The 24,875-nt window shown below is 66.0% G+C and carries 21 protein-coding genes, 1 tRNA gene, 1 other RNA gene and 1 pseudogene; 8 read left to right on the forward strand and 16 right to left on the reverse strand.

The window, feature by feature from the left end:
* Window positions 1-39 precede the first annotated feature (39 nt).
* Window positions 40-331, reverse strand: a pseudogene (locus FHY18_RS22040) (hypothetical protein); the annotation flags it as partial.
* A 504-nt stretch (window positions 332-835) separates the two neighbouring features.
* Here FHY18_RS22040 and FHY18_RS01670 point away from each other — a divergent pair.
* From FHY18_RS01670 to FHY18_RS01680, 3 genes are all read left to right on the forward strand, one after another.
* Window positions 836-2,038 (forward strand): homoserine O-acetyltransferase, encoded by a 1,203-nt coding sequence (locus FHY18_RS01670; RefSeq protein ID WP_259150585.1) that lies wholly within the window; start codon window positions 836-838, stop codon window positions 2,036-2,038.
* Window positions 2,039-2,139: 101 nt separating this feature from the next.
* Complete coding sequence (locus FHY18_RS01675) at window positions 2,140-2,439, forward strand: DUF1294 domain-containing protein (RefSeq protein ID WP_259150586.1); 300 nt, start codon at window positions 2,140-2,142, stop codon at window positions 2,437-2,439.
* Between the two features lie 65 nt (window positions 2,440-2,504).
* Window positions 2,505-2,579, forward strand: a non-coding RNA gene (locus FHY18_RS01680) — sX9 sRNA.
* 30 nt (window positions 2,580-2,609) lie between these two features.
* Here the strand turns inward: FHY18_RS01680 and cydC are convergent.
* Both cydC and cydD read right to left on the reverse strand, forming a co-directional pair.
* Window positions 2,610-4,286 (reverse strand): thiol reductant ABC exporter subunit CydC, encoded by a 1,677-nt coding sequence (gene cydC / locus FHY18_RS01685; RefSeq protein ID WP_259150587.1) that lies wholly within the window; start codon window positions 4,284-4,286, stop codon window positions 2,610-2,612.
* Window positions 4,283-6,094, reverse strand: coding sequence for a thiol reductant ABC exporter subunit CydD (gene cydD, locus FHY18_RS01690; protein ID WP_259150588.1), 1,812 nt, complete (start codon window positions 6,092-6,094; stop codon window positions 4,283-4,285). Before cydD ends, cydC begins: the two co-directional genes overlap by 4 nt.
* Window positions 6,095-6,176: 82 nt before the next feature.
* Between cydD and FHY18_RS01695 the strand changes: the two genes are divergently transcribed.
* The 5 genes from FHY18_RS01695 (at window position 6,177) to FHY18_RS01715 (ending at window position 10,648) form a co-directional block, all read left to right on the forward strand.
* Window positions 6,177-7,799, forward strand: a complete 1,623-nt coding sequence (locus FHY18_RS01695) for a cytochrome ubiquinol oxidase subunit I (protein ID WP_259150589.1) — start codon at window positions 6,177-6,179, stop codon at window positions 7,797-7,799.
* A gap of 15 nt (window positions 7,800-7,814) precedes the next feature.
* Complete coding sequence (gene cydB / locus FHY18_RS01700) at window positions 7,815-8,966, forward strand: cytochrome d ubiquinol oxidase subunit II (protein WP_259150590.1); 1,152 nt, start codon at window positions 7,815-7,817, stop codon at window positions 8,964-8,966.
* Between the two features lie 84 nt (window positions 8,967-9,050).
* Window positions 9,051-9,167 (forward strand): cytochrome bd-I oxidase subunit CydX, encoded by a 117-nt coding sequence (gene cydX, locus FHY18_RS01705; protein WP_055852095.1) that lies wholly within the window; start codon window positions 9,051-9,053, stop codon window positions 9,165-9,167.
* Window positions 9,168-9,221: 54 nt separating this feature from the next.
* A tRNA-Pro gene (locus FHY18_RS01710) sits at window positions 9,222-9,298 on the forward strand.
* An 84-nt stretch (window positions 9,299-9,382) separates the two neighbouring features.
* Entirely contained in the window at window positions 9,383-10,648 is a 1,266-nt protein-coding gene (locus FHY18_RS01715; RefSeq protein WP_259150593.1) for an MFS transporter, read from the forward strand.
* Here FHY18_RS01715 and FHY18_RS01720 read toward each other — a convergent pair.
* The 13 genes from FHY18_RS01720 to FHY18_RS01780 all read right to left on the reverse strand — a co-directional run bounded on the left by FHY18_RS01720 (window position 10,629) and on the right by FHY18_RS01780 (window position 24,818).
* Window positions 10,629-12,542 carry a CocE/NonD family hydrolase gene (locus FHY18_RS01720; protein ID WP_259150596.1) on the reverse strand — a complete coding sequence of 638 codons (1,914 nt, stop codon included), beginning with the start codon at window positions 12,540-12,542 and terminating at the stop codon, window positions 10,629-10,631. The genes FHY18_RS01715 and FHY18_RS01720 overlap by 20 nt on opposite strands.
* 282 nt (window positions 12,543-12,824) lie before the next feature.
* Window positions 12,825-14,072, reverse strand: a complete 1,248-nt coding sequence (locus tag FHY18_RS01725) for a glutamate-5-semialdehyde dehydrogenase (RefSeq protein WP_259150597.1) — start codon at window positions 14,070-14,072, stop codon at window positions 12,825-12,827.
* Window positions 14,073-14,257: 185 nt separating this feature from the next.
* On the reverse strand, window positions 14,258-15,409 hold the full coding sequence (gene proB, locus FHY18_RS01730) for a glutamate 5-kinase (protein ID WP_259150598.1): 1,152 nt from the start codon (window positions 15,407-15,409) through the stop codon (window positions 14,258-14,260).
* A gap of 13 nt (window positions 15,410-15,422) precedes the next feature.
* The gene (locus FHY18_RS01735; RefSeq protein ID WP_259150599.1) at window positions 15,423-15,683 is read right to left on the reverse strand and encodes a YciI family protein; all 261 of its coding nucleotides are present in this window, start codon (window positions 15,681-15,683) and stop codon (window positions 15,423-15,425) included.
* Entirely contained in the window at window positions 15,683-16,036 is a 354-nt protein-coding gene (locus FHY18_RS01740; protein ID WP_259150600.1) for a cupin domain-containing protein, read from the reverse strand. The genes FHY18_RS01735 and FHY18_RS01740 overlap by 1 nt, the downstream gene beginning before the upstream one ends.
* Window positions 16,036-17,331, reverse strand: coding sequence for an argininosuccinate lyase (locus tag FHY18_RS01745; protein ID WP_259150602.1), 1,296 nt, complete (start codon window positions 17,329-17,331; stop codon window positions 16,036-16,038). The genes FHY18_RS01740 and FHY18_RS01745 overlap by 1 nt, the downstream gene beginning before the upstream one ends.
* 75 nt (window positions 17,332-17,406) lie before the next feature.
* Window positions 17,407-18,357, reverse strand: coding sequence for an N-acetyl-gamma-glutamyl-phosphate reductase (gene argC, locus FHY18_RS01750; RefSeq protein ID WP_259150603.1), 951 nt, complete (start codon window positions 18,355-18,357; stop codon window positions 17,407-17,409).
* Window positions 18,354-18,965 (reverse strand): GNAT family protein, encoded by a 612-nt coding sequence (locus FHY18_RS01755; protein ID WP_259150605.1) that lies wholly within the window; start codon window positions 18,963-18,965, stop codon window positions 18,354-18,356. Before FHY18_RS01755 ends, argC begins: the two co-directional genes overlap by 4 nt.
* Window positions 18,966-18,970: 5 nt before the next feature.
* Window positions 18,971-20,314 carry an acetylglutamate kinase gene (locus FHY18_RS01760; RefSeq protein WP_259150606.1) on the reverse strand — a complete coding sequence of 448 codons (1,344 nt, stop codon included), beginning with the start codon at window positions 20,312-20,314 and terminating at the stop codon, window positions 18,971-18,973.
* A 48-nt stretch (window positions 20,315-20,362) separates the two neighbouring features.
* Window positions 20,363-21,463, reverse strand: coding sequence for an acetylornithine deacetylase (locus FHY18_RS01765; protein ID WP_259150607.1), 1,101 nt, complete (start codon window positions 21,461-21,463; stop codon window positions 20,363-20,365).
* A 191-nt stretch (window positions 21,464-21,654) separates the two neighbouring features.
* Entirely contained in the window at window positions 21,655-22,899 is a 1,245-nt protein-coding gene (locus tag FHY18_RS01770) for an argininosuccinate synthase (RefSeq protein WP_259150608.1), read from the reverse strand.
* A gap of 71 nt (window positions 22,900-22,970) precedes the next feature.
* The gene (locus tag FHY18_RS01775) at window positions 22,971-23,996 is read right to left on the reverse strand and encodes an N-acetylornithine carbamoyltransferase (protein WP_259150609.1); all 1,026 of its coding nucleotides are present in this window, start codon (window positions 23,994-23,996) and stop codon (window positions 22,971-22,973) included.
* Window positions 23,997-24,305: 309 nt separating this feature from the next.
* On the reverse strand, window positions 24,306-24,818 hold the full coding sequence (locus tag FHY18_RS01780) for a hypothetical protein (protein WP_259150610.1): 513 nt from the start codon (window positions 24,816-24,818) through the stop codon (window positions 24,306-24,308).
* Between the last annotated feature and the right edge of the window lie 57 nt (window positions 24,819-24,875).

A 24,875-nucleotide genomic window follows, 5' to 3' on the forward strand; every position in this document is an offset into this window, starting at 1 on the left:
GGTGGGCGGGCAAGGGCCCTGCAGCAAAGGCGCAGCGGTGAGGGCGCGGTGCCCTCGCCGCTCGCGGGACACGCCGTGAACCCGTCCATGGGGGCTCGATGGCGGCATCCATGCCGCCAACGGTCCCGCAATCGGCGAGGACACCGCACCAGACAGTTGGCTGGTGGTTTTGTTGAAGAACGAAACCACCGCCTCGTGCGGTTTGCGGGTTGCGGGTTGCTGTGCTGAAACTTCACGCACCGATCAACTCGACTGGTCCTTGTCCGCTCACCGTCGCGGGACCCTTGGCGGCATGGATGCCGCCACAGAGCTTACAGGGACGTACTTGCAGCGTGTCCCGCGATGGTGGGCGGGCAAGGGCCCTGCAGCGGGCGCGAAGACCTCGAGGGCGCGGTGCCCTCGCCGCTCGCGGGACACGCCGTGAACCCGTCCATGGGGGCTCGATGGCGGCATCCATGCCGCCAACGGTCCCGCAACCGGCGAGGACACCGCACCAGACAGTTGGCTGGTGGTTTTGTTGAAGAACGAAACCACCGCATCGTGCGGTTTGCGGTCTGCTGTGCTGAAACTTTGCGCACCGAAACTTTGCGCACCGATCAACTCGACTGGTCCTTGCCCGCCCACCGTCGCAGGACCCTTGGCGGCATGGATGCCGCCAAGTAGCTTACAGGGACGTACTTGCAGCGTGTCCTGCGATGGTGGGCGGGCAAGGGCCCTGCAGCAAAGCCGCAGATCAACAGCGTTAAAAGGTGACATCACCTAACGCAAGGGCTCAAACCGAGTCCCCATCCCGATTCACCATGCCGCCCACCGCCACGCCGGATAGAATTGCGACATGACCGAATTCATTCCCCCTGGCACGCTATACCACTCCCTGCCTTCGCCGTTTCCGATGAAGCGCGGTGGTGAGCTGCATCAGGCTCGTGTGGCTTACGAGACCTGGGGCACGCTGGCTGCCGATCGCAACAACGCGGTGCTGATCGTCACCGGCTTGTCGCCCAACGCGCATGCGGCCGCAAATCAGGCCAACCCCGAGCCGGGTTGGTGGGAGGCGATGCTGGGGCCGGGCAAGCCGATCGATACCGAACGCTGGTTCGTGGTGTGCGTCAATTCGCTGGGCAGCTGCAAAGGTTCGACCGGGCCGGCCTCGATCGATCCGGCCACCGGCGAGCGCTATCGGTTGCGCTTTCCGGACCTGTCGATCGAAGACGTGGCCGATGCTGCCGCCGATGTGGTGCGCGCACTGGGCATCGAACAGCTCGCCTGCCTGATCGGTAACTCGATGGGCGGCATGACCGCACTGGCGCTGTTACTGCGGCACCAAGGCATTGCGCGCAGCCACATCAACATCTCCGGCAGCGCGCAGGCGTTGCCGTTTTCCATTGCCATCCGCTCGCTGCAGCGCGAAGCGATCCGGCTGGATCCGCACTGGAACGGCGGCCACTACGACGACACGCGCTACCCGGAATCGGGCATGCGCATGGCACGCAAACTTGGCGTGATCACCTACCGCTCGGCGCTGGAATGGGACGGCAGGTTTGGTCGCGTACGCTTGGATTCCGAACAGGCCGACGACGACCCGTTCGGGCTGGAATTCCAGGTCGAAAGTTATCTGGAAGGCCACGCGCGCCGCTTCGTGCGCTTCTTCGATCCCAACTGCTATCTGTACCTGAGCCGCTCGATGGACTGGTTCGATCTGGCCGACTACGCCGAGCCGACTCCGGGCGCACAGACGCCATTGGCTGGCGCCCGCGGCCCCGGCGCGCCTGTTGGCATTGCGTCGGCAAGCCAGGGCTCCAGCGATGGCGAGGTGCTGGCCGGCCTGTCGCGTATCCGCATCGCACGCGCGCTGTCGATCGGCGCCAACACCGACATCCTGTTCCCGGTGCAGCAACAGGAACAGATCGCCGATGGCCTGCGCGCCGGCGGCGCCGATGCCCGTTTCATCGGCCTGGATTCGCCGCAGGGCCACGACGCCTTCCTGGTGGATTTCGCACGGTTCGGCCCGGCGGTCCGCGATTTTCTGGACGCCTGCTGATTGCCAGGTCCAGAGCCACATCCAGAGCCAGATCACGCCCCTCGCAGACCGCCAGCAGCGTACTGCCACGCCGGCTGCTGGCCGGTCTGTTCGCGGTCGGCATGCTCGGCCTGGTGCTCGCAGAACGGCTACCGGCTGCGATTGCGCTCTGGTACGCGGCAACCAGCATTGCCGCGCTGATCGCCTATCGGCTGGACAAGACCGCAGCCACACGCGGCCAGCGCCGCACCCCGGAAGCCACCCTGCATGCCATCGCCTTGCTCGGTGGCTGGCCCGGCGCGCTGCTGGCGCAATCGCTGTTCCGGCACAAGACCGTCAAGACCTCGTTCCAGATCGCGTTCTGGGTCAGCGCGCTCGCAAACGCCGCGGCCCTGGCCTGGGCGGTGTATCTGACGCGCTGAAGCGCGCCATGCCTGCGCTTCGACTGCGCAACAGCGATGCAGGCGCGGCCGGTGCTCGGTACGGCAGGCCCACGCGTCCCCCCGGTCATGAGCGCGCCATCCACGCCCACCTTACGACTGCGCGCTTCGTTCTGTTGGCCGCTCCAGGACCCAGCCATGGCGAGGGCCGCTCACTCCAGCGGCTGCAGCGTTCCATCACGCATGCGGTAATGCCGGTGCACCACACCGGCAGGCACGCTGTCGTGGGTGATCATCACCAGGCTGCGCTCGCCGAGTGCGGCGGCCAGATCCAGCAGCAAGGCGTGGGCGGTGTCCACGTCCAGGCCGTCGGTGGGTTCGTCGAGCAGCAGGATGGGAGCATCGCGCAACAGCGCGCGCGCCAGCGCGAGGCGACGTGCCTGGCCTGCGGAAAGCGTGGCGCCGTTTTCGCCCACCCAGGTGTCCAGACCACGTTGCGCACGGGCCCAGTCGTGCAGGCGCACCTGCTCCAACGCCTGCCACATCGCCGCATCGTCGGCAGCGGCATCGCCGATGGCCAGATTCTCGCGCGCGCTGCCGGCAAAAACCGGGGCGTTCTGCGGCAGCCAGGCGATGCGGCGATGCCATTGCGCCTGTGCGCAGTCACGCAGATCGATGCCGGCGTAGCGCACCTGCCCGGCCTGCGGATCCCATAGCCGCAGCAGCAATGCCGACAAGGTGCTCTTGCCGCTGCCGCTGTCGCCACTGATGGCGATGCGCTCGCCATGCGCCAGGGTCAAATCGAGTGCGTGCAGCACCGGCCGTACGCCACCGGGCCACGCAAACGACACCTGCTGCAGTTGCAGCGTGCCAGTCCGTGGCATGTCGATGGCCTGCACGGGATCGTCGACCGACGGGGCTTGATCGACGATGACCTGCAAGCGCCGGGCAGCGACGCGCGCGCTTTGCAGCGACTGCAACGCAAGCCCGGCACCGGCCCATACCTCCAGCAGCGCCATGGTCAGAAACACCAGGCCGGCAGCCATGTCCGCTGCGATCAGCCCCCGCTCGGCGGCGTGCAGCGCAAGCCACAGCATGCCGGCCAGACCGAAGGCAGCGCAGACCGCGTGCAGCAGGTTGCCGGCGATCAGGCGACGCCGTTGCAGGCGGTCGCCCTGCCCCACGGCCGCCGCAGTGGCGTGAAGCCGATGCAGCCAGGCGCCTTGCGCATCGACCGCGGCCAGGTCGGCCGCACCTTCCAGGCCTTCGAACGCCTGCGTGCGCAATGCCGTGCGGTGCTGCGCACGCAACTGCTCGCGCTGCGCGCCGCCACGTGCGACCTGCCAGGGCACCAGCCCGCCGATCAACCCACCCAGCGCCAGCAACAACAGCGCCGCGGGCGGATAGATCAAGGCAGCGGCAACCGCGCCGGCCAGCCAGATGCCGAGCAGCGCCGACAGCGGCGCCAGCGCGCGCACGCTCAGGCCATCGACTTCGCCGATGTCCGACATCAGGCGCGCCAGCAGATCGCCGGTGCGCGTGGCCGACAGCCGCCCCGGCGCCAGCGGTAACGCACGACGGAAGAACCACACCCGTAGATCGCGGGCGATGCGCAAGGTGGCATCGTGGCCGATCAATTTTTCGCCATAGCGCGACACGATGCGCGCAAACGTCAACGCACGAATGCCGGCAGATGGCGAGAAGAAATTGAAGCCAGCCCCCATGCCGGCAACGCCAGCCAATGCCGCGGCCGTGAGAAAGCTGCCGGACAGGCTCAGCAGGCCAACCCCGGCCAGCATGGTAACCAGCACCAGCAGCGCAGACAGCAACAGCCGCCAGGCGTGCCGGCGAAACACCCCGCTCAGCCGATCGTGGCGTGTGTCGTTCATGGCGCGCTCGCCGTCACGGTTGTGCCACGCAGATCGATCACCACATCGGCCCAGCGCATCACCGCGGGGCTGTGCGTTGCCAGCACCACCGCGCGGCCACGTGCAAATACGCCAAGCGTGCGCAGCAATTCGGCTTCGGTGTCCGGATCGAGAAACGCGGTGGGTTCGTCCAGTAGCAGCAGATCCGGCTCGCGCAGCAGCAGCCGCGCCAATGCCACACGCCGCGCTTCGCCACCGGACAGGCCGAAGCCGCGCTCGCCGATCAGCGTGTCCAGGCCGGCCGGCAACTGCGCGGCGAAGCGCAGCACCTGCGCGGCATCGGCCAACGCGTGCAGGCGTGCGCTGCTGGCCTGCGGATCGGCCAGCCGCAGATTGTCGGCAATGCTGCCGTGAAACAGGTACGGCCGCTGGGTGGCATAGCCCACACGCGTGCCCGGGCGCAGCACTACACTGCCCGCTTCGGCTGGCAGCCAGCCGGCAAGCCCTTCCAGCAAGGTGCTCTTGCCGCTACCGCTGGCACCGATCACCGCCACGCGCTGCCCGGGCTGCAGGTCCAGCGAGAATTGCGTGATCACCGTGTGCGGCGCACCGGCCGGACGCAGTGCCAGAGCACGTGCCCGCAGCAACGGCGCATGCGCCTGTGCAGGCTCCAGGGCGTGTTGCGACAGCGCCGAGCCCGGCGCGCTGCCATCAACATCGTCGGGGAAGCCTTCCAGCAACCGCTCGGCCTCCGTCACTGCGGCCAGCGCGTTGGCGCGGTCGTGGTAATGCGCTGCAAGACGCCGCAACGGCGCAAAGAATTCCGGCGCCAGCAGCAGGCAGAACATGCCAGCACCCAGCGACGGCAGCCCATGCAAGTCGAGCATGCCCAGATAGCTCAAGCCGAAATACAAGGCCACGATCGCCACGCTCACCGAGGCGAAGAATTCCAGCACCGTGGACGACAGGAACGCGATGCGCAGCACCTTGAGCGAACGCTCGCGCACGCCCTCCGCCGCCGCGGCAATGCCGCCCAGTTCGGCCTGGCCACGGCCATACACCCGCAGCAAGCCCAGCCCCTTCAGACGGTCGGCAAAGTGCCCGCCCATCCGTGCCAGCTCGCCGAGTTGCTCGCGACCTGCAGCTTCCGCACCCCATCCCACCAGCATCATGAAAAATGGAATCAACGGCGCGGTGAGCAACAGCACCAGGCCCACCACCCAATCGACCGAAAACACCGCAATCAGGATCACCGGCGGCACCAGCATGATCTCGGTGCGTGCCAGCTGATAGCCGACGAAATACCCTTCCAGCGCATCGGTGTGCGCCAGGCTCAACTCCCCCAGTTCGCCGCTGCGTTGCCGGCGTAGCCAGAGCGGGCCGTGCTGCACCAGACGGCGCGCGATGCGGGCACGCAATTCGCGCTTGGCCGCATCGGCCACCTCGCCGGTCAGCGATTGCGCACAGCCGTTGAGCAGTGCACGCCCGAGCAGCGCGACCAGCAACCCCACGCCCACGTTGCGTAACTGCGCCAAGGCCACGTGCTGCACCAGTACCGCTTGCACCAACCATGCGATGGCCGCCGACTGCGCCAACAACAACACCCCAGACAACGCCACCGCCACAGCGGACAGCCGACGGGCACGCGCAGCGGGTGCGGCAAGCGCATCCAGCCACTGGCCGCGTTGACGGCGCTGGGCGGGCGTTTCGCTGACTTGCACGCTGGGCTGGCTCACATGGCTCTCTTCAGGCGCTGCATCGCAGGCGATTGTAAGTCGCCACTGCCCACTGCGGGATGGACAGTGTGCCGCACCCGAGCGGGGCCGCATTGATTTGGATCAACGCGCGCGGCGCGGCGGCGGCAGATGATCCGCCATGTTCCTCACCGATACTCAACCAGGCCACCCCGCCATGATCGACTCGACAGTTGTCGAACTGTCGCGGCTGCAATTCGCAGTCACCGCGATGTACCACTTCATCTTTCCGCCGCTGACCATGGGCCTGTCGTTCCTGCTCGGCATCATGGAAAGCGTCTACGTCATGACCGGCAAGCCGATCTGGCGGCGCATGACCATGTTCTGGGGCGTATTGTTCGGCATCAACTTCGCCATGGGTGTCGGCACCGGCATCGTGATGGAGTTCGAGTTCGGCATGAACTGGTCGTACTACAGCCATTACGTCGGCGACATCTTCGGCGCGCCGCTGGCGATCGAAGGGTTGATGGCGTTCTTCCTGGAAGCGACGTTCCTGGGCCTGTTCTTCCTGGGCTGGAACCGCCTGAGCAAGCTGCAGCACCTGATCACCACCTGGCTGGTGGCCTTGGGCAGCAACTTCTCTGCGCTGTGGATCCTGATCGCCAACGGCTGGATGCAGAACCCGACCGGCGCGGTGTTCAACCCGGACACCATGCGTATGGAAGTGGTCGATTTCATGGCGGTGCTGTTCAACCCGGTGGCGCAGGCCAAGTTCGTGCATACCGTCAGCGCCGGCTACGTGCTCGGTGCGGTGTTCGTGATGTCGATCAGCGCGTTCTATCTGCTACGCGGCAAGCACACCGAGATGGCGCGCCGCTCGTTTGCGGTGGCCGCAGCCTTCGGCCTGTTGTCGTCGCTGTCGGTGGTGGTGCTCGGCGACGAGAGCGGCTACGCCGCCAACGAACACCAGAAGATGAAGCTGGCCGCGATCGAAGCGATGTGGGAGACCGAAGCCGCGCCGGCCGACTTCACCGCGTTCGGCATTCCCAACCAGCAGACCCATCGCAACGACTACGCGATCAAGATTCCGTACCTGATGGGCCTGATCGCCACGCGTTCGCTGGATCAGCCGATCCCCGGCATCCTGGAACTGGTCGGCCGTGCCGAACACCGCATCCGCGGCGGGCAGATCGCCTACGGCGCGCTACAACGCATCCGCACCAACAAGGACGATCTCGAAGCACGCAAGATCTTCGATGCGCATTGGCAGGATCTGGGCCACGGCCTGCTGCTCAAGCGCTATCGCGACGACATCGGCAATGCCACGCCCGAGCAGATCGCGCAGGCGGCGATGGATACGGTGCCACGTGTGCTCCCGCTGTTCTGGACGTTCCGCATCATGGCAGGCATCGGCGTGTATCTCATCGCCTTCTTCGCCATTGCGTTCTGGTTCGCGTGCAAGCACACCTTCCAGGAAAAGCGCTGGTTCCTGACCCTGGCGTTGTGGACGCTGCCGTTGCCGTGGATCGCCATCGAGTGCGGTTGGTTCGTGGCCGAGTACGGCCGCCAGCCGTGGGCGGTTGAAGGCGTGCTGCCGACCTTCTATGCCGCATCGGGTCTGGATCTGTATGAAATCGTGTTGACCCTGGTCGGCTTCACCGCGCTGTACACCACGCTGCTGGTGATCGCGATCAAGCTGTCGCTGAAGACGATCCGCAAGGGCCCGGACGCGCTGTTTCCGCCGACGCAACGCAGCCCGTCACCGAACGGCGACTCGCCCGACGCGTCCTCACCCCATGCCCCATTGAGCACCGGCGCACTGGCCGGCGGCGCACCGTAAGCCAGGAGAGACACCATGGATTTCATCTTGCTCGACTACACCACATTGCGCGTGATCTGGTGGCTGTTGCTCGGCGTATTGCTGTCCGGTTACGCGGTGATGGGCGGTTTCGATCTGGGCGTCGGCGCGCTGCTGCCGTTCGTGGCGAAAAACGATGCCGAACGTCGTCTGGTGATCAACACCGTCGGCCCGGTCTGGGAAGGCAACCAGGTATGGCTGATCCTGGGCGGTGGCGCGATCTTCGCTGCGTTCCCGCCGCTGTATGCGGTGAGTTTTTCCGGATTCTATCTGGCGATGTTCGTGATTCTGTTTGCGCTGATCCTGCGGCCGGTCGGCTTCAAGTTCCGCGGCAAACTGACGGACCAACGCTGGCGCAACAGTTGGGATTGGGCATTGTTCGTCGGCGGTTTCGTTCCGGCGTTGATCATGGGCGTGGCGGTTGGCAATGTCGTGCTGGGTGTTCCGTTCCATTTCGACGACAGCATGCGCATCTTCTACACCGGCAATCTGTTCGGGCTGCTGACGCCGTTCGCGCTGCTCGCCGGTCTGCTCAGCGTGGCGATGCTGATCGCCCACGGCGCGGCGATGCTGGTGCTCAAGACCAGTGGACCGGTGGCCGAACGCGCCGCGCGTATCGGCAGCCTCGCCGCGCTGGGTGCGGTGGCATTGTTTGCCGCAGCCGGCGCCTGGGTGGCGCTTGGCCTGCCCGGCTACGCCGTGACATCGGTGCTGGCGACCGATGCGCAGACCAATCCACTGGCCAAGACCGCTGCACTGACGGCTAGCGGCGGCTGGCTATACAACTACGGCAGCATGCCGGCCACCTTGGTGGCGCCACTGGTCGGCCTGCTCGGGCTCGGGATGAGCGCAGTGCTGCTGCGTGCACGACGCGGCGGGCTGGCGTTCATCGCCTCGGGCAGCGCCATCATCGGCATCGTCTTTACCGTGGGGTTTGCGCTGTTCCCGTTCCTGCTGCCGTCCTCCACTGCACCGAGTGCCAGCCTGACGCTATGGGACGCTTCCAGCAGCCGTCTCACGCTGTGGATCATGCTGCTGGCCACCACCGTGTTCATGCCGATCGTGCTGGCCTACACGGCGTGGGTGTATCGCGTGCTCCGGGGCAAGGTGACTGCCGACGAACTCTCCGCCAATCCCAATGCGTATTAGCTGACGCGGTTGCGGCGATGCCGGCATGTCGTCGCAGCTGCGCTCGCCTTCCCACTTCCTCAACGTTTTTCAGGAGCACACACGATGTGGTACTTCGCCTGGATTCTCGGCACCGGTCTGGCGGCATTGGCCGCTGTTCTCAACGGCATGTGGTTCGAGGCGCGCGAGCCCGAGCGTGCGCATCGGCCTCAGGAAAAATAATTGCGATGGATGCTTGCCGATTCCGCATTCCCTATGTAACATACGCGGCTCCTTCGGGGTGTAGCTCAGTCTGGTAGAGCGCTACGTTCGGGACGTAGAGGTCGCAGGTTCGAATCCTGTCTCCCCGACCAGTTTCAAAACACAAAACCGGCCTCGTGCCGGTTTTGTGTTTTCAGGCGCCGCCGCACGGATGTGCACGGTGCGGATGGTCTGTCATGTCTGTTGTCACTGCCGCCTCGTCCTTGTCCGCCCAATCGCGTGGGCGCGCCCTGGTGCTGGCCGCCATTTTGTTGTCCGCCTTCAACTTGCGTACGGCGGTAACGTCGTTGACCCCGTTGCTGGAACGCATTGCCGGCGAATACGGGTTCGGGGCGCCGACCATGGGCGCGCTCGGCATGTTGCCCACTGCCGCATTTGCGCTGACCGGCGTTGCAACGCCTGCGGTGCTGCGTCGCTACGGGCTGCTGCGCACCGCACTGGTATCGATGGCGCTGGCCACGCTGGGGCTGATGGTGCGACCACTGCTGCCGGGCACCGGCGGGCTGTTGACCGGTTCGCTGGTGGCGCTGGCCGGCATGGGCATGGGGAATGTGGTGCTGCCGCCGTTGGTGAAACGCTACTTCGGCGACCGCGTGGGGCGGGTCAGCACGCTGTACATCACCGTGCTGCAGGTCGGCACCCTGCTGCCGGCGTTGATGGCGGTGCCGGTGGCCGATGCGCTGGGCTGGCGCAGCTCGATGGTGGTGTGGGTGTTGCCGGCACTGCTGGCCCTGGTGGCCTGGGCGCTGGTGCAGGCCAGCCAGGGCCGCCCGCGCGCTACCGGACCGGCACCGGTCACGCCCACCTCCGAAGCCGAAGGCCGGGTCGCACGCACCGCCCTGGGCTGGAGCATGGCGATCACCTTCGGCATGACCTCGCTGGTGACCTATTCGATGTTCACCTGGCTGCCCACGCTGCTGCGCGAAGCCGGCGCCTCGCCCGCGTTCGGCGGCACCATGGTGGCGCTGTTCGCCGCGCTCGGCATGGTCGGCGCATTGACCATGCCGGCCTTGGCAGTGCGCATGCGTAACCCGTTCCCGATCGTGTTGCTGTGCGCGGCCTGCCACCTGGTCGCGTTTGCCGGGCTGTGGTGGGCACCGCTGGCGGCGCCGATCCTGTGGGTGACCTTGCTCGGCCTGGGGCCGAGCACGTTTCCGCTGGCGCTGGTGCTGGTCAACCAACGCAGCCGCACGGCCGCCGGGTCGGCCGCGCTCTCCGGGTTCTCGCAGGGCATGGGCTATGCGGTGAGTTGCCTGGGGCCGTTTCTGTTCGGCTGGCTGCATGCGCACAGCGGCGGCTGGAGCTCGCCGTTCGTGTTTCTGGTGATCTGCATCGTGGTGCAGCTGGGCGCCGCCTGGGTGGTGTGCCGCCCGCAGTTGCTGGAAGACGTGTGGGCGCCGCCGGCGCGCGGCGCCCGTGGGCTCAACGCACCGGCAGACTGATGTAGCTGGGCTGCTCCGGCGTCACGTAAACGCGCTGGGTAGCCTTTTGATAATCACCCGGCTTGGCGAAGAAGATATTCGGCACGTAGGTTTGCGGGTTGCGGTCGTAGAGCGGGAACAGGCTGGATTGCACCTGCACCATCACCCGGTGGCCTTTCTGGAAGGTGTGGTTGGCGGTGGGCAGGCCGAATTCGAACGCCAGCGGCTGATTGGACGCCAGCGGCTTGGGCGCGCTGAAACTCTCGCGATAGCGGCCGCGGAAGATCGCCAGCGAGACCGGCAACTCGTAGCCACCCATCTTGGGGGTGGACGCCATCTCGTCCGGATACACGTCGATCAGCTTGACCACCCAGTCGCTGTCGCTGCCGCTGGTGGAGGCCTGCAGATGCACATCGGGCGCACCGGCGATCTGCAACGGCTCGGTCAGCGGCTCGGTGACGAAGGTCAGCACATCCGGGCGTCCGTCCACAAAGCGTTGGTCGTGGACCAGCCAGGTGGTCCACATGCTGCGGTCGGCAAAATCCACCGGGCGCGGCGCGAACGGCACCGGCTTGGCTGGATCGGAAACGTATTCTTCAAACGCGCCCTGCCCTGCAGCGGGCTTGTCGAAGGACAGCTTGCCGCCGGCCTGCAGATACAGCGGTTTGCTCGCCGACGCACAGCCCTTGGCGCAACTGCGCGGCCAGGACTGCAGGCGATCCCAGCGGTTCTCGCCGGTGTCGTAGATGAACACCGGCGGCGTGCTCGCCTTGGGCGCGCCATCGACCAGGTATTGATCGAAGAACGGGCGCAGCACATCGCGACGAAACTGACGCGCGGTGTCGCCATCGAAATTCAATGCGCCCAGGGAGCTGCCGTCGTAGTTCACCTGGCTGTGCCGCCATGGCCCCATCACCAGATAGTTGAGCGTGTTGCGCTTGTCGCGCGGCTCCATCGCCGCGTAGCTGTGGATCGCGCCCCACATGTCTTCCTGGTCCCACAGCCCCTGCAGCCACATCGTGGGCACCTTGAGCGGCGTGCGCGCCATCACCTTGTCCAGCGCCTGCTCCTGCCAGAACGCATCGTACGCCGCGTGCTCGGTGAGCTTGTGCCACCACGGCAACTGCTCCAGCCCGGCGGCCTTGGCGAAGTCCCCGGCCGAGCCGGCCTGCAGGAAATTGCTGTAATCGTCCTGCCCCTGGCGCGGGATGCCGGCCCCCTTGCCGCGCTTGCTGAGCTGGCCGGTGAAGTAGTCGAAGTTGACCTGGCGGAACGCGCCGTAGTTGAACCAGTCGTCGCCCATCCAGCCATCGATCATCGGGCTTTCCGGCGCGGCCACCTTCAACGCCGGATGCGGGTTGGTCAGTGCCATCACCACGGTGAAGCCTTCGTAGGACGAGCCGATCATGCCGACCTTGCCGTTGGATTCGGTCACGTTCTTGACCAGCCAGTCGATGGTGTCCCACGCATCGGTGGCGTGGTCCACGTCGCCGGGATTAAGCGCGCCGCGCAGCGGGCGGGTCATCACGTAGTCGCCCTCGGAGCCGTACTTGCCGCGTACATCCTGGAACACGCGGATGTAGCCGCCTTCCACGAAGACGTCGTCGCCGGGCGGCAGCAGGTCCTTCATATGCGGCGAGGCCAGGCGCTCGCTACGGCCGCTGGCGTCGTATGGCGTGCGCGTCAGCACCATCGGCGCGTTGCGTGCGCCCTTGGGCACCACGATCACGGTGTGCAGCTTCACGCCATCGCGCATCGGAATCATGACCTCGCGCTTGACGTAGTCGTTGGCAGCCTCGCTTGCCACGAACGGCTTGCCGGTGATGTCCGGCGTCATCGGCGAGGTCTGGGCGAAGGCACTGCCGGTGGCGGCGGCAATGGCGGTGGCGAGCAGGCAGACAGCAAGGCGGCGCATCGACGACTCCGGAACGTGCGGGGCAATCGACGACTGTAGTGAGGCGACAGGCTGCCGGGGGAGTGTCAAAGGTCGTGGTCGGCAGGTTGGACGTGCGCTGAGTGGCTGCGGATACGGCGGGTGTGGGCACGGTTTGCACGCACGGTGGCTGCGGACAATGGCGCAGGCAGGGCTGCGTCAGTTCGCGACGCCACGCCTCCACCACCAGGGGCGCGGCAGCGCTGCTTCAGCAGGCAAAGGATCGCTGGCGGGCCGCCACGGTCCTGGTCGGCCGCGTGCCGATCAGTGACGCACCTGGCCTTCGCCACGCACCACAAAGCGCTCCACGGTCAGCGCTTCCAATCCCATCGGGCCATACGAATGCAGGCGCGTGGTCGAGATACCGATCTCCGCGCCCAGGCCGAGCTCGCCACCATCGGAGAAGCGCGAGGAAGCGTTGACCATCACCACCGCCGAGCGCAGTGCATGCACGAAACGCTCGGCGTTTGCGGCGTCCTCGGTGGCGATCACTTCGGTATGGTCCGAGCCGTACTGGCGAATGTGGGCCAGTGCGGTGTCAAGATCCGGCACGATTCGGATCGCCAGGATCAGATCCAGATACTCTGCGGCATAGTCGTCGTCGCTGGCAGGCGCGATCTCGGGCACCACCGCACGCGTTGCCGCGTCGCCACGCAGCTCCACGTTGCGCGCACGCATCGCAGCGGCTGCCAGCGGCAGGAAGCGCTCGGCGATGTCTGCATGCACCAACAGCGTTTCCAGCGAATTGCAGGCCGATGGCCGGCTCGCCTTGCCGTCGACCAACAGGCGCACGGCACGCTCCACATCGGCCGAGGCATCCACAAACAGATGGCACACGCCCTTGTAATGCTTGATCACCGGCACGCGCGCGTGTTCGGCGACAAAGCGGATGAGCCCTTCCCCACCACGCGGAATCGCCAGGTCGATGATGTCGCTGAGCTGCAACAGCTCCAGCATGGTCTCGCGACGCAGATCCTCGACCAGCGTCAAAGCCGCTTCCGGCACACCCGCCGCACGCAATGCACCCTGCAATGCGCGCGCAATTGCGGTGTTGGAATGGATCGCCTCGGAGCCGCCACGCAGGATCACGCCATTGCCGGCCTTGATGCACAGCGCTGCCGCATCGGCGGTGACGTTGGGACGGGCCTCGTAGATCATCGCAATCACCCCCAGCGGCACGCGCACCTTCTGCACGCGGATGCCGTTGGGGCGCGTGTCGTCGCGTGTGACCTGACCGACCGGGTCCGGCAACTGCGCCACCTCGCGCAATGCCGCCGCGATGCCGGCCAGGCGCACCTGGTCCAGCGCCAGCCGGTCGAGCATGGCTGTGCCGGTGCCTTTGGCGCGAGCGGCGTCAAGATCGCGCGCGTTTGCGGCAAGGATCAACGCGGCATCGGCTTCCAGTGCGGCAGCCATCGCGTCGAGCAGATCCTGCTTGGCCTGCGCGGAAAGTTGCGAGAGCACCTGCGCGGCCTCCCGGCACTGCAGGGCCAGCATTTTCATTTCGGACATGGTGGGAACGTTCGGCCGTCGAGACTGCAGCAGAAAGTAGCGCAAAGCGTCGCCGAGAGCCAAAGCGGTCGCGCTTGCAACGATCTCTCGGCGCGCCGCTGCCGCAGCGCAGACGACTGGATCAGGGCGTGTGCAACGCGCTGGCTCCCGGACGAGCATGGGTAGCGCGTCGCGCTTGCGATGCGCTACAGCACCACCAGGTCGTCGCGATGCACCACGTTCTCCCCATAGCTGTACCCGAGCACGGACTCGATCTCGCGCGAATGGCGGCAGGCAATACGGCGGATATCCACTGCCGAATACTGGCTGACGCCGCGCGCCAGGCAGCGCTCGCCGCTGTCGTCGCGCAGACGGATCTCCACCATGTCGCCACGCCTGAAGTCGCCCTCGGCCCCGGCCACGCCGCCAGGCAACAACGATGCGCCCTTCTCGCTCAGCGCGGTCGCCGCGCCGGCATCGATCAGGATGGCACCGGCTTCCACCGGCGCATGCCGCAACCAGTACTTGCGCGCCGCAATCCGCGTGCGCGCGGCATGGATGCGCGTCCCGCATAGGCGATCCTGCGCCAGCCCGCGTACCACCTCGCTGCTGCGGCCATTGAACAGATAGGTCTCGATGCCCGCGGCGCCGGCCTTGGCGGCAGCTTCCAGCTTGGTGCGCATGCCGCCGGTGCCCACGCTGCTGCCGCTGCCGCCGGCCATCGCCATCACCTGCGGCGTGAGATCGGGGACATCGTCGAGCGGCCGCGCCAACGGGTTGCTGCGCGGGTCGGCGCTGTACAGGCCGTCGATATCGGTGGCGATGAACAAGGCATCGGCATCGACCAATGCGGCGACGATCGCCGCCAGATTGTCGTTATCGCCCAGCTTGAGCTCGTCCACCGATACGGTGTCGTTTTCGTTGACCACCGGCAGCGCTCCAAGCCGCAACAACTCGCCCAAGGTAGCGCGTGCATTGAGATAACGGCGACGGTTGCGCAGGTCGTCGTGGGTCAGCAACACCTGCGCCACCGGGCGCTCGAAAAAGCGTTGCCAGAGCGCGATCAATTGCGCCTGCCCCAGCGCAGCCAGTGCCTGCCGCGCGGCGATCGGCGCGCCGGCCTCGGCAGCTTTGGGCAGGATTGCCCGGCCGGCCGCCACCGCGCCCGACGACACGATCACCAGCTCCCGCCCGGCGGCCAGATTGGCCGACACGAACTGCGCCAGACCCAGCGCAAAGCGGGGCGACAGGCCACCACCGTCTGCGGCCAGCAGGCTGCTGCCGACCTTGAGCACCGCACGCCGCCACGGCGGCAGCGCTTGCTCGGTGAACGGCGAGGTGTTCGCAGGCGTGGTCATCGTGGCGAAATGCTCAGTGCGTCTTCCATTCGTGGACGGTCAGCGTGGAGGCATCGCGCAGCACCAGCGGATCGCGTGCCACGATCTGCTGCGCCTGCTCCAGGCTGTCCACGTTGACCAGCACGTAGGCGCCGCCGCTGCCGTCGCTGAAGCCGCCGGTCAGTTCCAGCTGCCCCGCCGCCCGCAGCGTATCGAGAAATGCGCGATGCGCCTCCACCACATCCGCCGGAAAGTGCGGCTTGCGCATCGCCAGCACCAGATAGCGCATCGACATCAGCCGGCCTCCTTGTCGGGTGTTGCCTCGCTACGACCGAACGGGGTGGAAATCACCAGGAAGCGCGCTTCCATCGCGGACAGGTTATGCATCTGATGGGTGGAACCGGGCGGCACATGCAAGCCCTGCCCCACGCGCAACACATGCTGTGCGCCGTCCAGCTGCAGCATCACCTCGCCGGCCAGCACATAGAAGAAATGCCGCGCGCGACTATGCCGATGGCGCAACTCTGCAGCGCCTGGCGGCATGTGTTCCTCGAGCACGCTCAAGTTGGGGTCGCGCAACAGGTGCCAGCCGTGGCTGGCTTCGCCCCAGGGGTAATGCTCGGCGGTGTCGGTGCTGATCATGGCCATCAGAGCAGGGCCTCCCATCGGGCACGCAGCACGTCCAGCTGCAGGTCCGCTGCGGCACCTGGCGAGACGCGTGCAGCCAGGCTGCCTTCCGGCGTGCGCCCCTGCCCTGCGGTTTCCGATGCTTCCGCTGCAGCCTTGTAGGCATCGCGGAACGGCACGCCGGCCACGGCCGCTTCCACTGCCACGTCGGTGGCGTACATGCCCGAGTCGATCGCCGCATGCAGCTTGTCCGGGCGCCATTCCAGATTGGCGAGCAGCGCCGGCAACAGTTCCAGCGCGGCCAGGCCACGGCCGAAACCATGCACGATGGCGCCCTTGCTGCTCTGCAGATCGCGGTGGTAACCGGACGGCAGCGACAGCAGCTGTTCGATCTCGGTCCGCGCGGCCGCCACGCTGGCATGGGTGGCGCGCATCAGTTCGATGACATCGGGGTTGCGCTTGTTCGGCATGATCGAGCTGCCGGTGGTGTACTGCGCCGGCAACGCGACAAACGCAAATTCGCCGCTGGTGAACAGCGACAGATCCCAGGCGATACGCCGCAAGTCCAGGGTGGCGCTGCCAAGCGCCTCGAGTGCGGCCAGCTCGTACTTGCCGCGCGACAGTTGCGCGTAGATCGGCGAGACCTGCAGACGTGCAAAACCGAGCTCGGCGGTGGTGTGCGCGCGGTCCAGCGGCAGATTGACGCCATACCCGGCAGCGGTGCCGAGCGGGTTGCTGTCCACCAGGTGCAAGGTGCCGGTCGCGCGCACGGCATTATCGATAAACGCTTCTGCCCAACCGGCCCACCACATGCCCGCCGACGACACCACCGCACGCTGGATATGCGTGTAACCCGGCACCGGCAATGCGGCTTCGGCCTGCGCGCGATCCAGCGCCACCTTTGCGATCTCGCCGCTGAGCTCGGCCACGCGCTGCAGTTTGTCCTTCAACCATAGCCGCGTTGCGACCAGGATCTGATCGTTGCGACTGCGTCCGGTGTGGATCTTGCGGCCGGCATCGCCCAGGCGCTCGGTCAGGCGTGCTTCGATCGCCGAATGGCAATCTTCGTACTGGGCATCGAGCACGAACGCGCCGCTACGGAAATCGTCCGCCAACAGATCGAGTTGTTCGCTCAGGCCGCCCAGCTCCTGCAACGACAGGATGCCGATGTGCTGCAGCCCCTGTGCATGCGCCTTGCTGGCCGCGATGTCGTGCAGGAAGAACTCGCGATCCAGGATCACATCGTCGCCGGCCAGGAAGGTCTGGATTTTGGCGTCCACCGCAACACCGGGTTTTTGCCACAACAGATTGGTCATCGGAAAGCGTCTCGAAGTAAAGCGTCAGGTTAAATCCCCGCACATGGCGGTGCAGGCTTCTGCGAGGGACTCGCATCAACACATCGCGGTCAACTCGTCCCAGCCCAATGCCAGGTTGAGGTTCTGCATCGCCTGGGTCGCCGCGCCCTTGAGCAGGTTGTCCAGCGTCGCCACCACCACCACCCGCTTGTTGCCGGGCGCCAGGGTGATGCCGCCGATCTGCACGCCGTGCTTGCCGGCAATGCGGCTCACCCACGGCGCCTCGTCGACAAGCTCGACCAGCGGCTCGCCCGCATACCGCTGCGCATAGCGGGCCTGGATCTGCTCGCGTGTCAGCGCTTGCTGCAGCCACAGGTTGACGGTCATGGTGATGCCACGGAAATGCGGCGCCACGTGCGGCATGAACTCCACCGGCACGCCAAGCTGCGCCGACACTTCGCGCTCGTGCATGTGGTTGGTCAGCGCATACGGCATCAGGTTATCGGCGAGCAGCTCGGGGTTGTTCTTGTCCGACGGCGTGGTGCCCGCACCGGAATAGCCGGACACGCCAAAGCATTGCGGCGGGCCGGCCAGCTGATCCAGCAAGGGGGTGATCGCCAGCTGCATCGCGGTGGCATAGCAGCCAGGGTTGCTGATACGGCGCTGCCCCGCATACCTGCCACGGGTGAGCTCGGGCAAGCCGTAATACCACGCCGGGTCGAAACGATAGTCCGCCGACAGATCGATCAGCAGCGTCTGCGGCCGGCTCGCGTCGATTGCGGCAACGAACGGCTCGGCCTTGCCGTTGGGCAGCGCCAGGATCACCACGTCGGCGGCCTTGGCGGCCACCGCGTCGGCGTCCAGGCTTTCGAACCGCAGATCGCCGCGATAACCGTCGTTGTGGTCGGCCACGGCCTGCCCGGCCAGTTCGCGCGATGACACGAACACCAACTGCAGGTGCGGATGCGCCGCCACCAGCTTGATCAATTCCGAACCGGTATGCCCGCGGGCACCAACGATGCCGATGGTTGTTGCTTGAGCACTCATGCGTTTGCTTCCAGGCGGAACTGCAGGTGGCGTTTCACCCCCGCCCATTCCGTATCGATGATGGAGAACACCACGGTATCGCGCGGCGTACCGTCGGCGTGGCGGGTGTGATTGCGCAGTACGCCGTCCTGCTTTGCGCCCAGCCGCGCGATCGCCGCGCGCGAGGTGTGATTGAACCAGCTGGTTTCGAACACCACGCTCAGGCAGCCCAGCGTTTCGAAGGCGTACTGCAGCAGCATCAGCTTGGCTTCGGTATTGACGCCGCTGCGCTGCACGCGCGGCGCGTACCAGGTGTAGCCGATCGACAACTTGGGCACTGTCGCATCCAGCCCGTAATAGCGTGTGCAGCCGACGACCTCACCGGCCGCATCGCGCACCGCCAGCGGCAGTGCCGTGCCCTCGGCGCGGGCCGCCATTGCCGCCGCGAGGTAGGCATCGACCTGGGCCGGTGCCGGCACCCCGGTGTACCACAGGTGCGACAGCGCACCGTCGCCCAGTGCCGCGCGCAGACCATCGGCATGCGCTGGCTGCAGCGGCTCCAGGGTTGCGTGCTGCCCGCGCAAGACGGGCATCTGGCTCCAGGCCAAGGGCAAGGCGATGGGCGTCATTATGCTCAGCCCAGGAGCGTCGGCTGGCGCGTCGCACAATGCGCCACGCAGTGCTGGATCTGCTCGAAATTCTCCAGCCCGTACCAGAACACCTTCCACTTTTCCTGCTTGATGCAGCCGTCGGATTCGGCGTAGTAGAAGATGTTGACCTGGTTGTTGTGACGCGAGCGCCAGAACAGCTGCGGAGTTTCCTCGCGCATCACGTTCCACACTGCGCGGCCCAGGCCCTCGCCCTGCGCATCGTCGAGCACGGCAAACTTGTCCAGATAGATCAGCGCGCTTGCACCCAGCATGCCTTCGTCGGTGAGGATCACCGCGGCGCGATAGTTCTCGCTGACATAGGCACGCAACAACTTGGTGTTGCTGAAGTAATCCGGCACCAGCGTGCGGCCGAAGCTGGATTCGATCAGCGACTTCAGGCGAGGCAGATCCAGTTCGTCCCAGGAGGTCGCGCGCAACACGCGCTCGCCCCGCCGCACCAGCGTGCCCGAGCCCTTGTGGGTGAACAACTCTTTGGCCAGATCCGCCGGCCGGGTGATCGACACCGACGATTCCAGCGGCAGCCGGTCGAGCAGGTCCTTGATCTGTTCGATCTTGACCCGCATGCCGCCGTTGATCCACGGCTGCTGCATCAGATGATCGTATTCGGTGGACAGGTTGATCGAATCGATCAGCTTGCCGTCGGCATCCAGCAAACCGCCGGTACCGGTGAGGAAGATGATCTTGTACGGCTGCAGTTCCTGCACCAGTTCGTTGGCGGCGAAATCCGCATTGACGTTGAGGATCTGCCCACTCGGCGTTTCGCCCAGGCTGGTGATCACCGGGATCGAGCCGGCCTGCAGGCTGGCTTCGATCGGCGCCAGATTCACCGCCTTGACCTCGCCGACCAGCCCATAGGTGTCACGGTCCAGATACTGCGCTTCGAACACGCCGCCGGTGATCGATGTGGCACGCGCACCGTTCTGCTGCAGCGCTTCCACCAGCTTGAGGTTGGAGGCCTGGAACACCTTGCGCACGATCGCCAGCGCTTCCGGCGACGTCACCCGCAAGCCGTTGACGGTCTGTTTTTCGATGCCCGCTGCAGACAGCTCCGCATCCAGCTGCGGGCCGGCGCCATGCAGCACGATCGGGGTCAGGCCCACCTCCTGCAGGAACGACAGCGACGAGGTCAGCGCGTCCAGGTCGTCGCGCAGCACCGCGCCGCCCACCTTGACCACCGCAAAGCGCTTGGCGTCCAGCTGCGAGAAACGCTTGAGGTACTGGCTGATTTCCTTGGCGCTGGCCATGCTCGAAAGCAGGCGCACGATGGTCTGGCGAGTCTGTTTGTGGGGCTGTGCGGAGAGGGACATTGCGGTGATCGATAGGAGGAATGGCCGCGCCAGGCGCGGAACGCGGCGTCAGTGCGCGCCGTTGATGATGCGGTGTACCGAGTCGGCATAGCGCTGCAGTTGCTCCAGCGTCACGAATTCGTCGGCGGTATGCGCCTGGGCGATATCGCCCGGGCCATAGACCAGCGCGGTATAGCCGCCGGCGGAAAACAGCGAGGCCTCGGTCCAGAAATCCACCGCGTTGCCGATCGGCAGGTCCAGCGCATCGGCCACATCGCGTGCGGCAAGGCGGCGTTCCTCCGCGCGTGCGATGTCACCCGACGGCAGGCTCGGCCCGCGAAAGGTTTCTTCGAAATGCGCTGCCGCAGGATCGGCAAAGCCGGCAAACGTGGCCAGCAAGCCGTCCACGTCCATCGACGGCAACGGACGAAAGCCAAACCGTAGTTCCGCCGCCGGCGCGATCATGTTGGCCTTGATGCCACCGTCGACGCGGCCGATGTTGAAGCGCAAGCCGGTCAGGCCGCCGAAGCGCGCATGCGCCAGCGACTCGACATGGTCCAGCGCCTTGCCGCCCCAGCGCATCGCCTGGTGCAAGGCGCTGGCGGACGGATCCTGCTTGCCCGACGCATGCCCGGCACGCCCGGCAAAGCGCATCAGCACCGAACTGATGCCGCGATGCGCCAGCACTGCCTCGCTCATGGTCGGCTCGGCCACCAGCACCGCCTCGTAGGGCAAACCACGCGCCAGAAACGCAGCGATGCAGCGCGGGTCGTTGGCCTCTTCGTCGGAGGAAAACAGGAACGCGGCATCGCCGTCGCCGGCATTGGCCGCTGCCACCAACGCCGCCGCCGCGCCCTTGATATCGCACACCCCCAGACCGATCACACGGTCCTCGTTACGCCGCATCACATGCGGGTCCGCGCTCCAATGCGGCGAATCCGGCACCGTGTCCAGATGCACGTTGAACAGATACCTGGGAGTTCCGCGCACGGCATACAGGCTCACCGCACCGGCGCCGTGGTCGATCACCTCGACCTGGAAACCGGGCAGCTGCGCGCGCAGGTAGTCGAAGATGCCGCCCTCGGCAGCGATCGCCCGCGGCGGATTGCGGGTGTCGAAGGACACCAGCTTCTGCAGATGCGTCAGTGTGTTGTCGAGCAGTGTGGTCATTGATCGCGTCTTATTGCGTCGGGTTGCGTGTGGTTGGTCTTTCTAACGCCCATCTAGCCGCTTCCACGCCTGCAGGGGAAGCGACCCGACAGGGCAGCTGGGGGCATGCGGCAGGTCGCCCTCATCCGGCGCTATGCGCCACCTTCTCCCGCGTGCGGGAGAAGGAGCATAGGCTGCCTGCGGCGGTCGTCTCAGCGGTTGACCTGCGCGTAAAGCGTCGAGCTCATGCCGAACAGCTTGATGAAGCCTTCGGCCTCTTCCACGCCCCAGTCGGCCGACTGCGCGTAGGTCGCGCCCTTGGTGTTGAGCAGGTGCGGCGAGCGCACCGCCACCGCATCGACGCGGCCGCCGCGGGTTTCCAGCGTCACTTCGCCGTTGACCTTGGCCTGCGAGGACTTCAGGAACGCCTCGATGTCGGTCTTGAGCGGGTCGTGATAGAAGCCTTCGTACACCAGCTCCACCCACTTGCGCGCCACGTCCGGCTTGAAGCGGTTCTGCTGCTTGGTCAGCACCGCATCTTCCAGCGCACGGTGCGCGGTGAGCAGCGAGATCAGGCCCGGCGCCTCGAACACGATGCGGCCCTTCAGGCCGATCACGGTGTCGCCGGTGTACACGCCGCGGCCCACGCCGTACTGGGCAAACAAGGTATTGAGCTTGGCCAGGATCTTGGCGCCCGGCAGCGGCTTGCCGTCCAGCTCCACCGCCTCGCCTTCGACGAACTTCAAGGTCACCGTCAACGCTTCGGTCGGCCACGCACTGCGCGGGGCGCACCAGCCACGCGCCCCTTCGCCCGGCGCTTCCCAGCGGTCGATTTCGCCGCCGGACATGGTCAGGCCCAGCAAATTCTCGTTGATGGTGTAGGCCTGCTGTTTGGCGCGCACGCCGAAGCCGCGCGCTTCCAGATACTTCTGCTCGTAGGCGCGAGTCTGGGTGTGTTCCTTCTGGATCTCGCGGATCGGCGCGACGATCTGGTAATCGCCCAACGCCTTCACCGCCAGGTCGAAACGCACCTGGTCGTTACCCATGCCGGTGCAGCCGTGCGCAATGATGCGCGTGCCCAGCTCTTCGGCGCGCTTGAGCGCGGCATCGACGATCAGATAGCGGTCCGACACCAGCAACGGGTACTGGCCCTGGTAGCCCTCGCCCGCCCACACGAACGGCTTGACGAAGCCTTCCCAAATCGCCGGGCCACCATCGACGGTGACATGGCTGGCGGCGCCCAGCTCGGCGGCGCGCTTCTCGATGAAGTCGCGCTCCTCGGCATCCACACCGCCGGTATCGGCAAACACGGTATGCACCGCATAACCACGCTCCTGCAGATACGGAATGCAGAAGCTGGTGTCGAGGCCGCCGGAGAACGCCAGGACGATGTCCTTCTTGCTGCCGGAATTGGAGAGTGGGGATTCGGGATTGGTAGAAGCGGTCTGCTGCGACATGGGGGTCTCTTTAGAAGTTGACTAGGTTGGGTCGGGAGCCGGGTTCGCCGTTGCGAATCCCAAATCCCCAATCACGAATCCCGGCTGCCCTGGCCCACCAGGGCAGCCATGATCGCCTTCTGCACATGCAGGCGATTCTCGGCTTCATCGATGGCGATGCAGTTGGGCGAATCCATCACCGCGTCGGTGGCCTTGACGTTGCGACGCAGCGGCAGGCAATGCGAGAACACGCCGTTGTTGGTCAGCGCCATCTTGCGTTCGTCGACGATGAAGTGCTGGTACTGGTCGCGGATCGGCTTTTCCGGCTCCCAGTTGCCGAAGAACGGCAGCGCGCCCCAGCTCTTGGCATAGACGACATCGGCGCCGGCGTAGGCGCTGTCGATGTCATGGCTGACCTGCAACGAGCCGCCGCTTTCGGCCACGTTCTGCGCCGCCCAGTCCATGTAGCGCTGATCCAGGATGTAGTCCGGCGTCGGGCACAGCAGGGTCACGTCCATCCCCAAGCGGGTGGCGATGGTCAGCGCGGAATTGGCCACCGCAGTGTTGAGCGGCTTGGGGTGATAGGTCCAGGTCAGCACGTACTTCTTGCCGCGCAGATCCGGCGTACCGAAGTGCTCCTGCAAGGCCAGCGCATGCGCCAGCTCCTGGCACGGGTGGGTGATCGTCTCCATGTTGATCACCGGCACCGGCGAATACTTCGCGAAGCTTTTGAGCACCTGGTCCTCGCGGTCCTTGGACCAGTCGACGAACTTGGGAAACGCGCGCACACCGATCAAATCGACATAACGACCCAGCACGCGCGCCACTTCGGCGATGTGCTCTTCGGTGTCGCCATCCATCACCGTGCCCAGGTTGAACTCGATCGGCCAGGCATCCTTGCCCGGCTGCAGCACCACCGCATGCCCACCCAACTGGAACGCGCCCAGCTCGAAGCTGGTGCGGGTGCGCATGGACGGGTTGAAGAACACCAGCGCGATCGACTTGCCCTTCAGCTCGCTTCCCAGCTTGTTGCGTTTGAACAACGCGGCCTGGGTCAACAGCGCGTCCAGTTCGGCGCGGCTCCAGTCCTGGGTGTTCAAGAAGTGCTTCAGTGACATCGATCGATCCTTTGCTGCGTGCTTCTGCTGCGTGGTCCGCCAGGAGCGACGGGGTGCGCGACATGCGCGTTTCTTGCGGTTGAAACTTTTGTGACGCCAAAACGAAAAAACCCAGCCTGTGGGCTGGGTCTTCAGAACGGACAGCAAAACGCCCCGGTTACCCAGCGAAAATGTGGGATTCCGGTCGGCGGGCACGCGAGGTCATGCCGGAGGCCATCCGGGCGGCGCTGGTGTCGTGCTGAAAGGGGATTGCTTGCATAGGGCGCGAATCCTCGCATGCATGCGGGCACGGCGCAACCGCCATGCGCCTCAGCGCGGCGGTGCGACGATGGCGTCGGGAATGTACGGGGTCACCGACACCCGGATGCGCAGCCGGTTGCCCGGATCTTCCGGCAGCCGCGAGCGGTACTTGGTGCCCTTGTAGACGTAGTCCACGTCGAAGGCGATCGGGCGCCGGAACTCGCGCGGCACTTCCACGACCTTGCAATTGCGGCGGGTGCTGGTGGGCGGCACTGCCGCCGGCGTCGCCGGCTCGGGCCGACGCGAGAACATTTCCTTGACCGAATCGACCATGCGGTTGATGCGGCCCTCGTCCTCGACAGCGGCAACCGGCACCGGCGTCGCCTGTTCGGCCTCGCACTGTTCTTCGATGCGGGTGGCGCGCAGGGTCTGGTAGACCGGCTCGACATTGAGCACCTGCGCGTAATCCAGCTTGACGTTTTCGATCACGACGACCCGGTTTTTGACATCGGGCTCTGCCGCATGTGCCGGCAATGCCTGCCAGGCCAGCACACACAGCGTGGGGAACAGAAGAAGTCGCATCAGGACCGAAGGGGCGAAGCCAGGCAGTACGTAAGTGTATGGAGCTTGCGATCTCCG

The organism is Xanthomonas sp. 3793 (genome assembly GCF_024806835.1).
Taxonomy (GTDB): Bacteria; Pseudomonadota; Gammaproteobacteria; order Xanthomonadales; family Xanthomonadaceae; genus Xanthomonas; species Xanthomonas arboricola_F.

What these genes read in the sequence shown, in the direction of transcription:
- FHY18_RS01670 (WP_259150585.1), top strand. Translation starts at nt 836, where the DNA reads ATGACCGAATTCATTCCCCCTGGCACGCTATACCACTCCCTGCCTTCG.
- FHY18_RS01675 (WP_259150586.1), top strand. Translation starts at nt 2,140, where the DNA reads ATGCTCGGCCTGGTGCTCGCAGAACGGCTACCGGCTGCGATTGCGCTC.
- cydC (WP_259150587.1), bottom strand. Translation starts at nt 4,286, where the DNA reads ATGAACGACACACGCCACGATCGGCTGAGCGGGGTGTTTCGCCGGCAC.
- cydD (WP_259150588.1), bottom strand. Translation starts at nt 6,094, where the DNA reads ATGCGGCCCCGCTCGGGTGCGGCACACTGTCCATCCCGCAGTGGGCAG.
- FHY18_RS01695 (WP_259150589.1), top strand. Translation starts at nt 6,177, where the DNA reads ATGATCGACTCGACAGTTGTCGAACTGTCGCGGCTGCAATTCGCAGTC.
- cydB (WP_259150590.1), top strand. Translation starts at nt 7,815, where the DNA reads ATGGATTTCATCTTGCTCGACTACACCACATTGCGCGTGATCTGGTGG.
- cydX (WP_055852095.1), top strand. Translation starts at nt 9,051, where the DNA reads ATGTGGTACTTCGCCTGGATTCTCGGCACCGGTCTGGCGGCATTGGCC.
- FHY18_RS01715 (WP_259150593.1), top strand. Translation starts at nt 9,383, where the DNA reads ATGTCTGTTGTCACTGCCGCCTCGTCCTTGTCCGCCCAATCGCGTGGG.
- FHY18_RS01720 (WP_259150596.1), bottom strand. Translation starts at nt 12,542, where the DNA reads ATGCGCCGCCTTGCTGTCTGCCTGCTCGCCACCGCCATTGCCGCCGCC.
- FHY18_RS01725 (WP_259150597.1), bottom strand. Translation starts at nt 14,072, where the DNA reads ATGTCCGAAATGAAAATGCTGGCCCTGCAGTGCCGGGAGGCCGCGCAG.
- proB (WP_259150598.1), bottom strand. Translation starts at nt 15,409, where the DNA reads ATGACCACGCCTGCGAACACCTCGCCGTTCACCGAGCAAGCGCTGCCG.
- FHY18_RS01735 (WP_259150599.1), bottom strand. Translation starts at nt 15,683, where the DNA reads ATGTCGATGCGCTATCTGGTGCTGGCGATGCGCAAGCCGCACTTTCCG.
- FHY18_RS01740 (WP_259150600.1), bottom strand. Translation starts at nt 16,036, where the DNA reads ATGGCCATGATCAGCACCGACACCGCCGAGCATTACCCCTGGGGCGAA.
- FHY18_RS01745 (WP_259150602.1), bottom strand. Translation starts at nt 17,331, where the DNA reads ATGACCAATCTGTTGTGGCAAAAACCCGGTGTTGCGGTGGACGCCAAA.
- argC (WP_259150603.1), bottom strand. Translation starts at nt 18,357, where the DNA reads ATGAGTGCTCAAGCAACAACCATCGGCATCGTTGGTGCCCGCGGGCAT.
- FHY18_RS01755 (WP_259150605.1), bottom strand. Translation starts at nt 18,965, where the DNA reads ATGACGCCCATCGCCTTGCCCTTGGCCTGGAGCCAGATGCCCGTCTTG.
- FHY18_RS01760 (WP_259150606.1), bottom strand. Translation starts at nt 20,314, where the DNA reads ATGTCCCTCTCCGCACAGCCCCACAAACAGACTCGCCAGACCATCGTG.
- FHY18_RS01765 (WP_259150607.1), bottom strand. Translation starts at nt 21,463, where the DNA reads ATGACCACACTGCTCGACAACACACTGACGCATCTGCAGAAGCTGGTG.
- FHY18_RS01770 (WP_259150608.1), bottom strand. Translation starts at nt 22,899, where the DNA reads ATGTCGCAGCAGACCGCTTCTACCAATCCCGAATCCCCACTCTCCAAT.
- FHY18_RS01775 (WP_259150609.1), bottom strand. Translation starts at nt 23,996, where the DNA reads ATGTCACTGAAGCACTTCTTGAACACCCAGGACTGGAGCCGCGCCGAA.
- FHY18_RS01780 (WP_259150610.1), bottom strand. Translation starts at nt 24,818, where the DNA reads ATGCGACTTCTTCTGTTCCCCACGCTGTGTGTGCTGGCCTGGCAGGCA.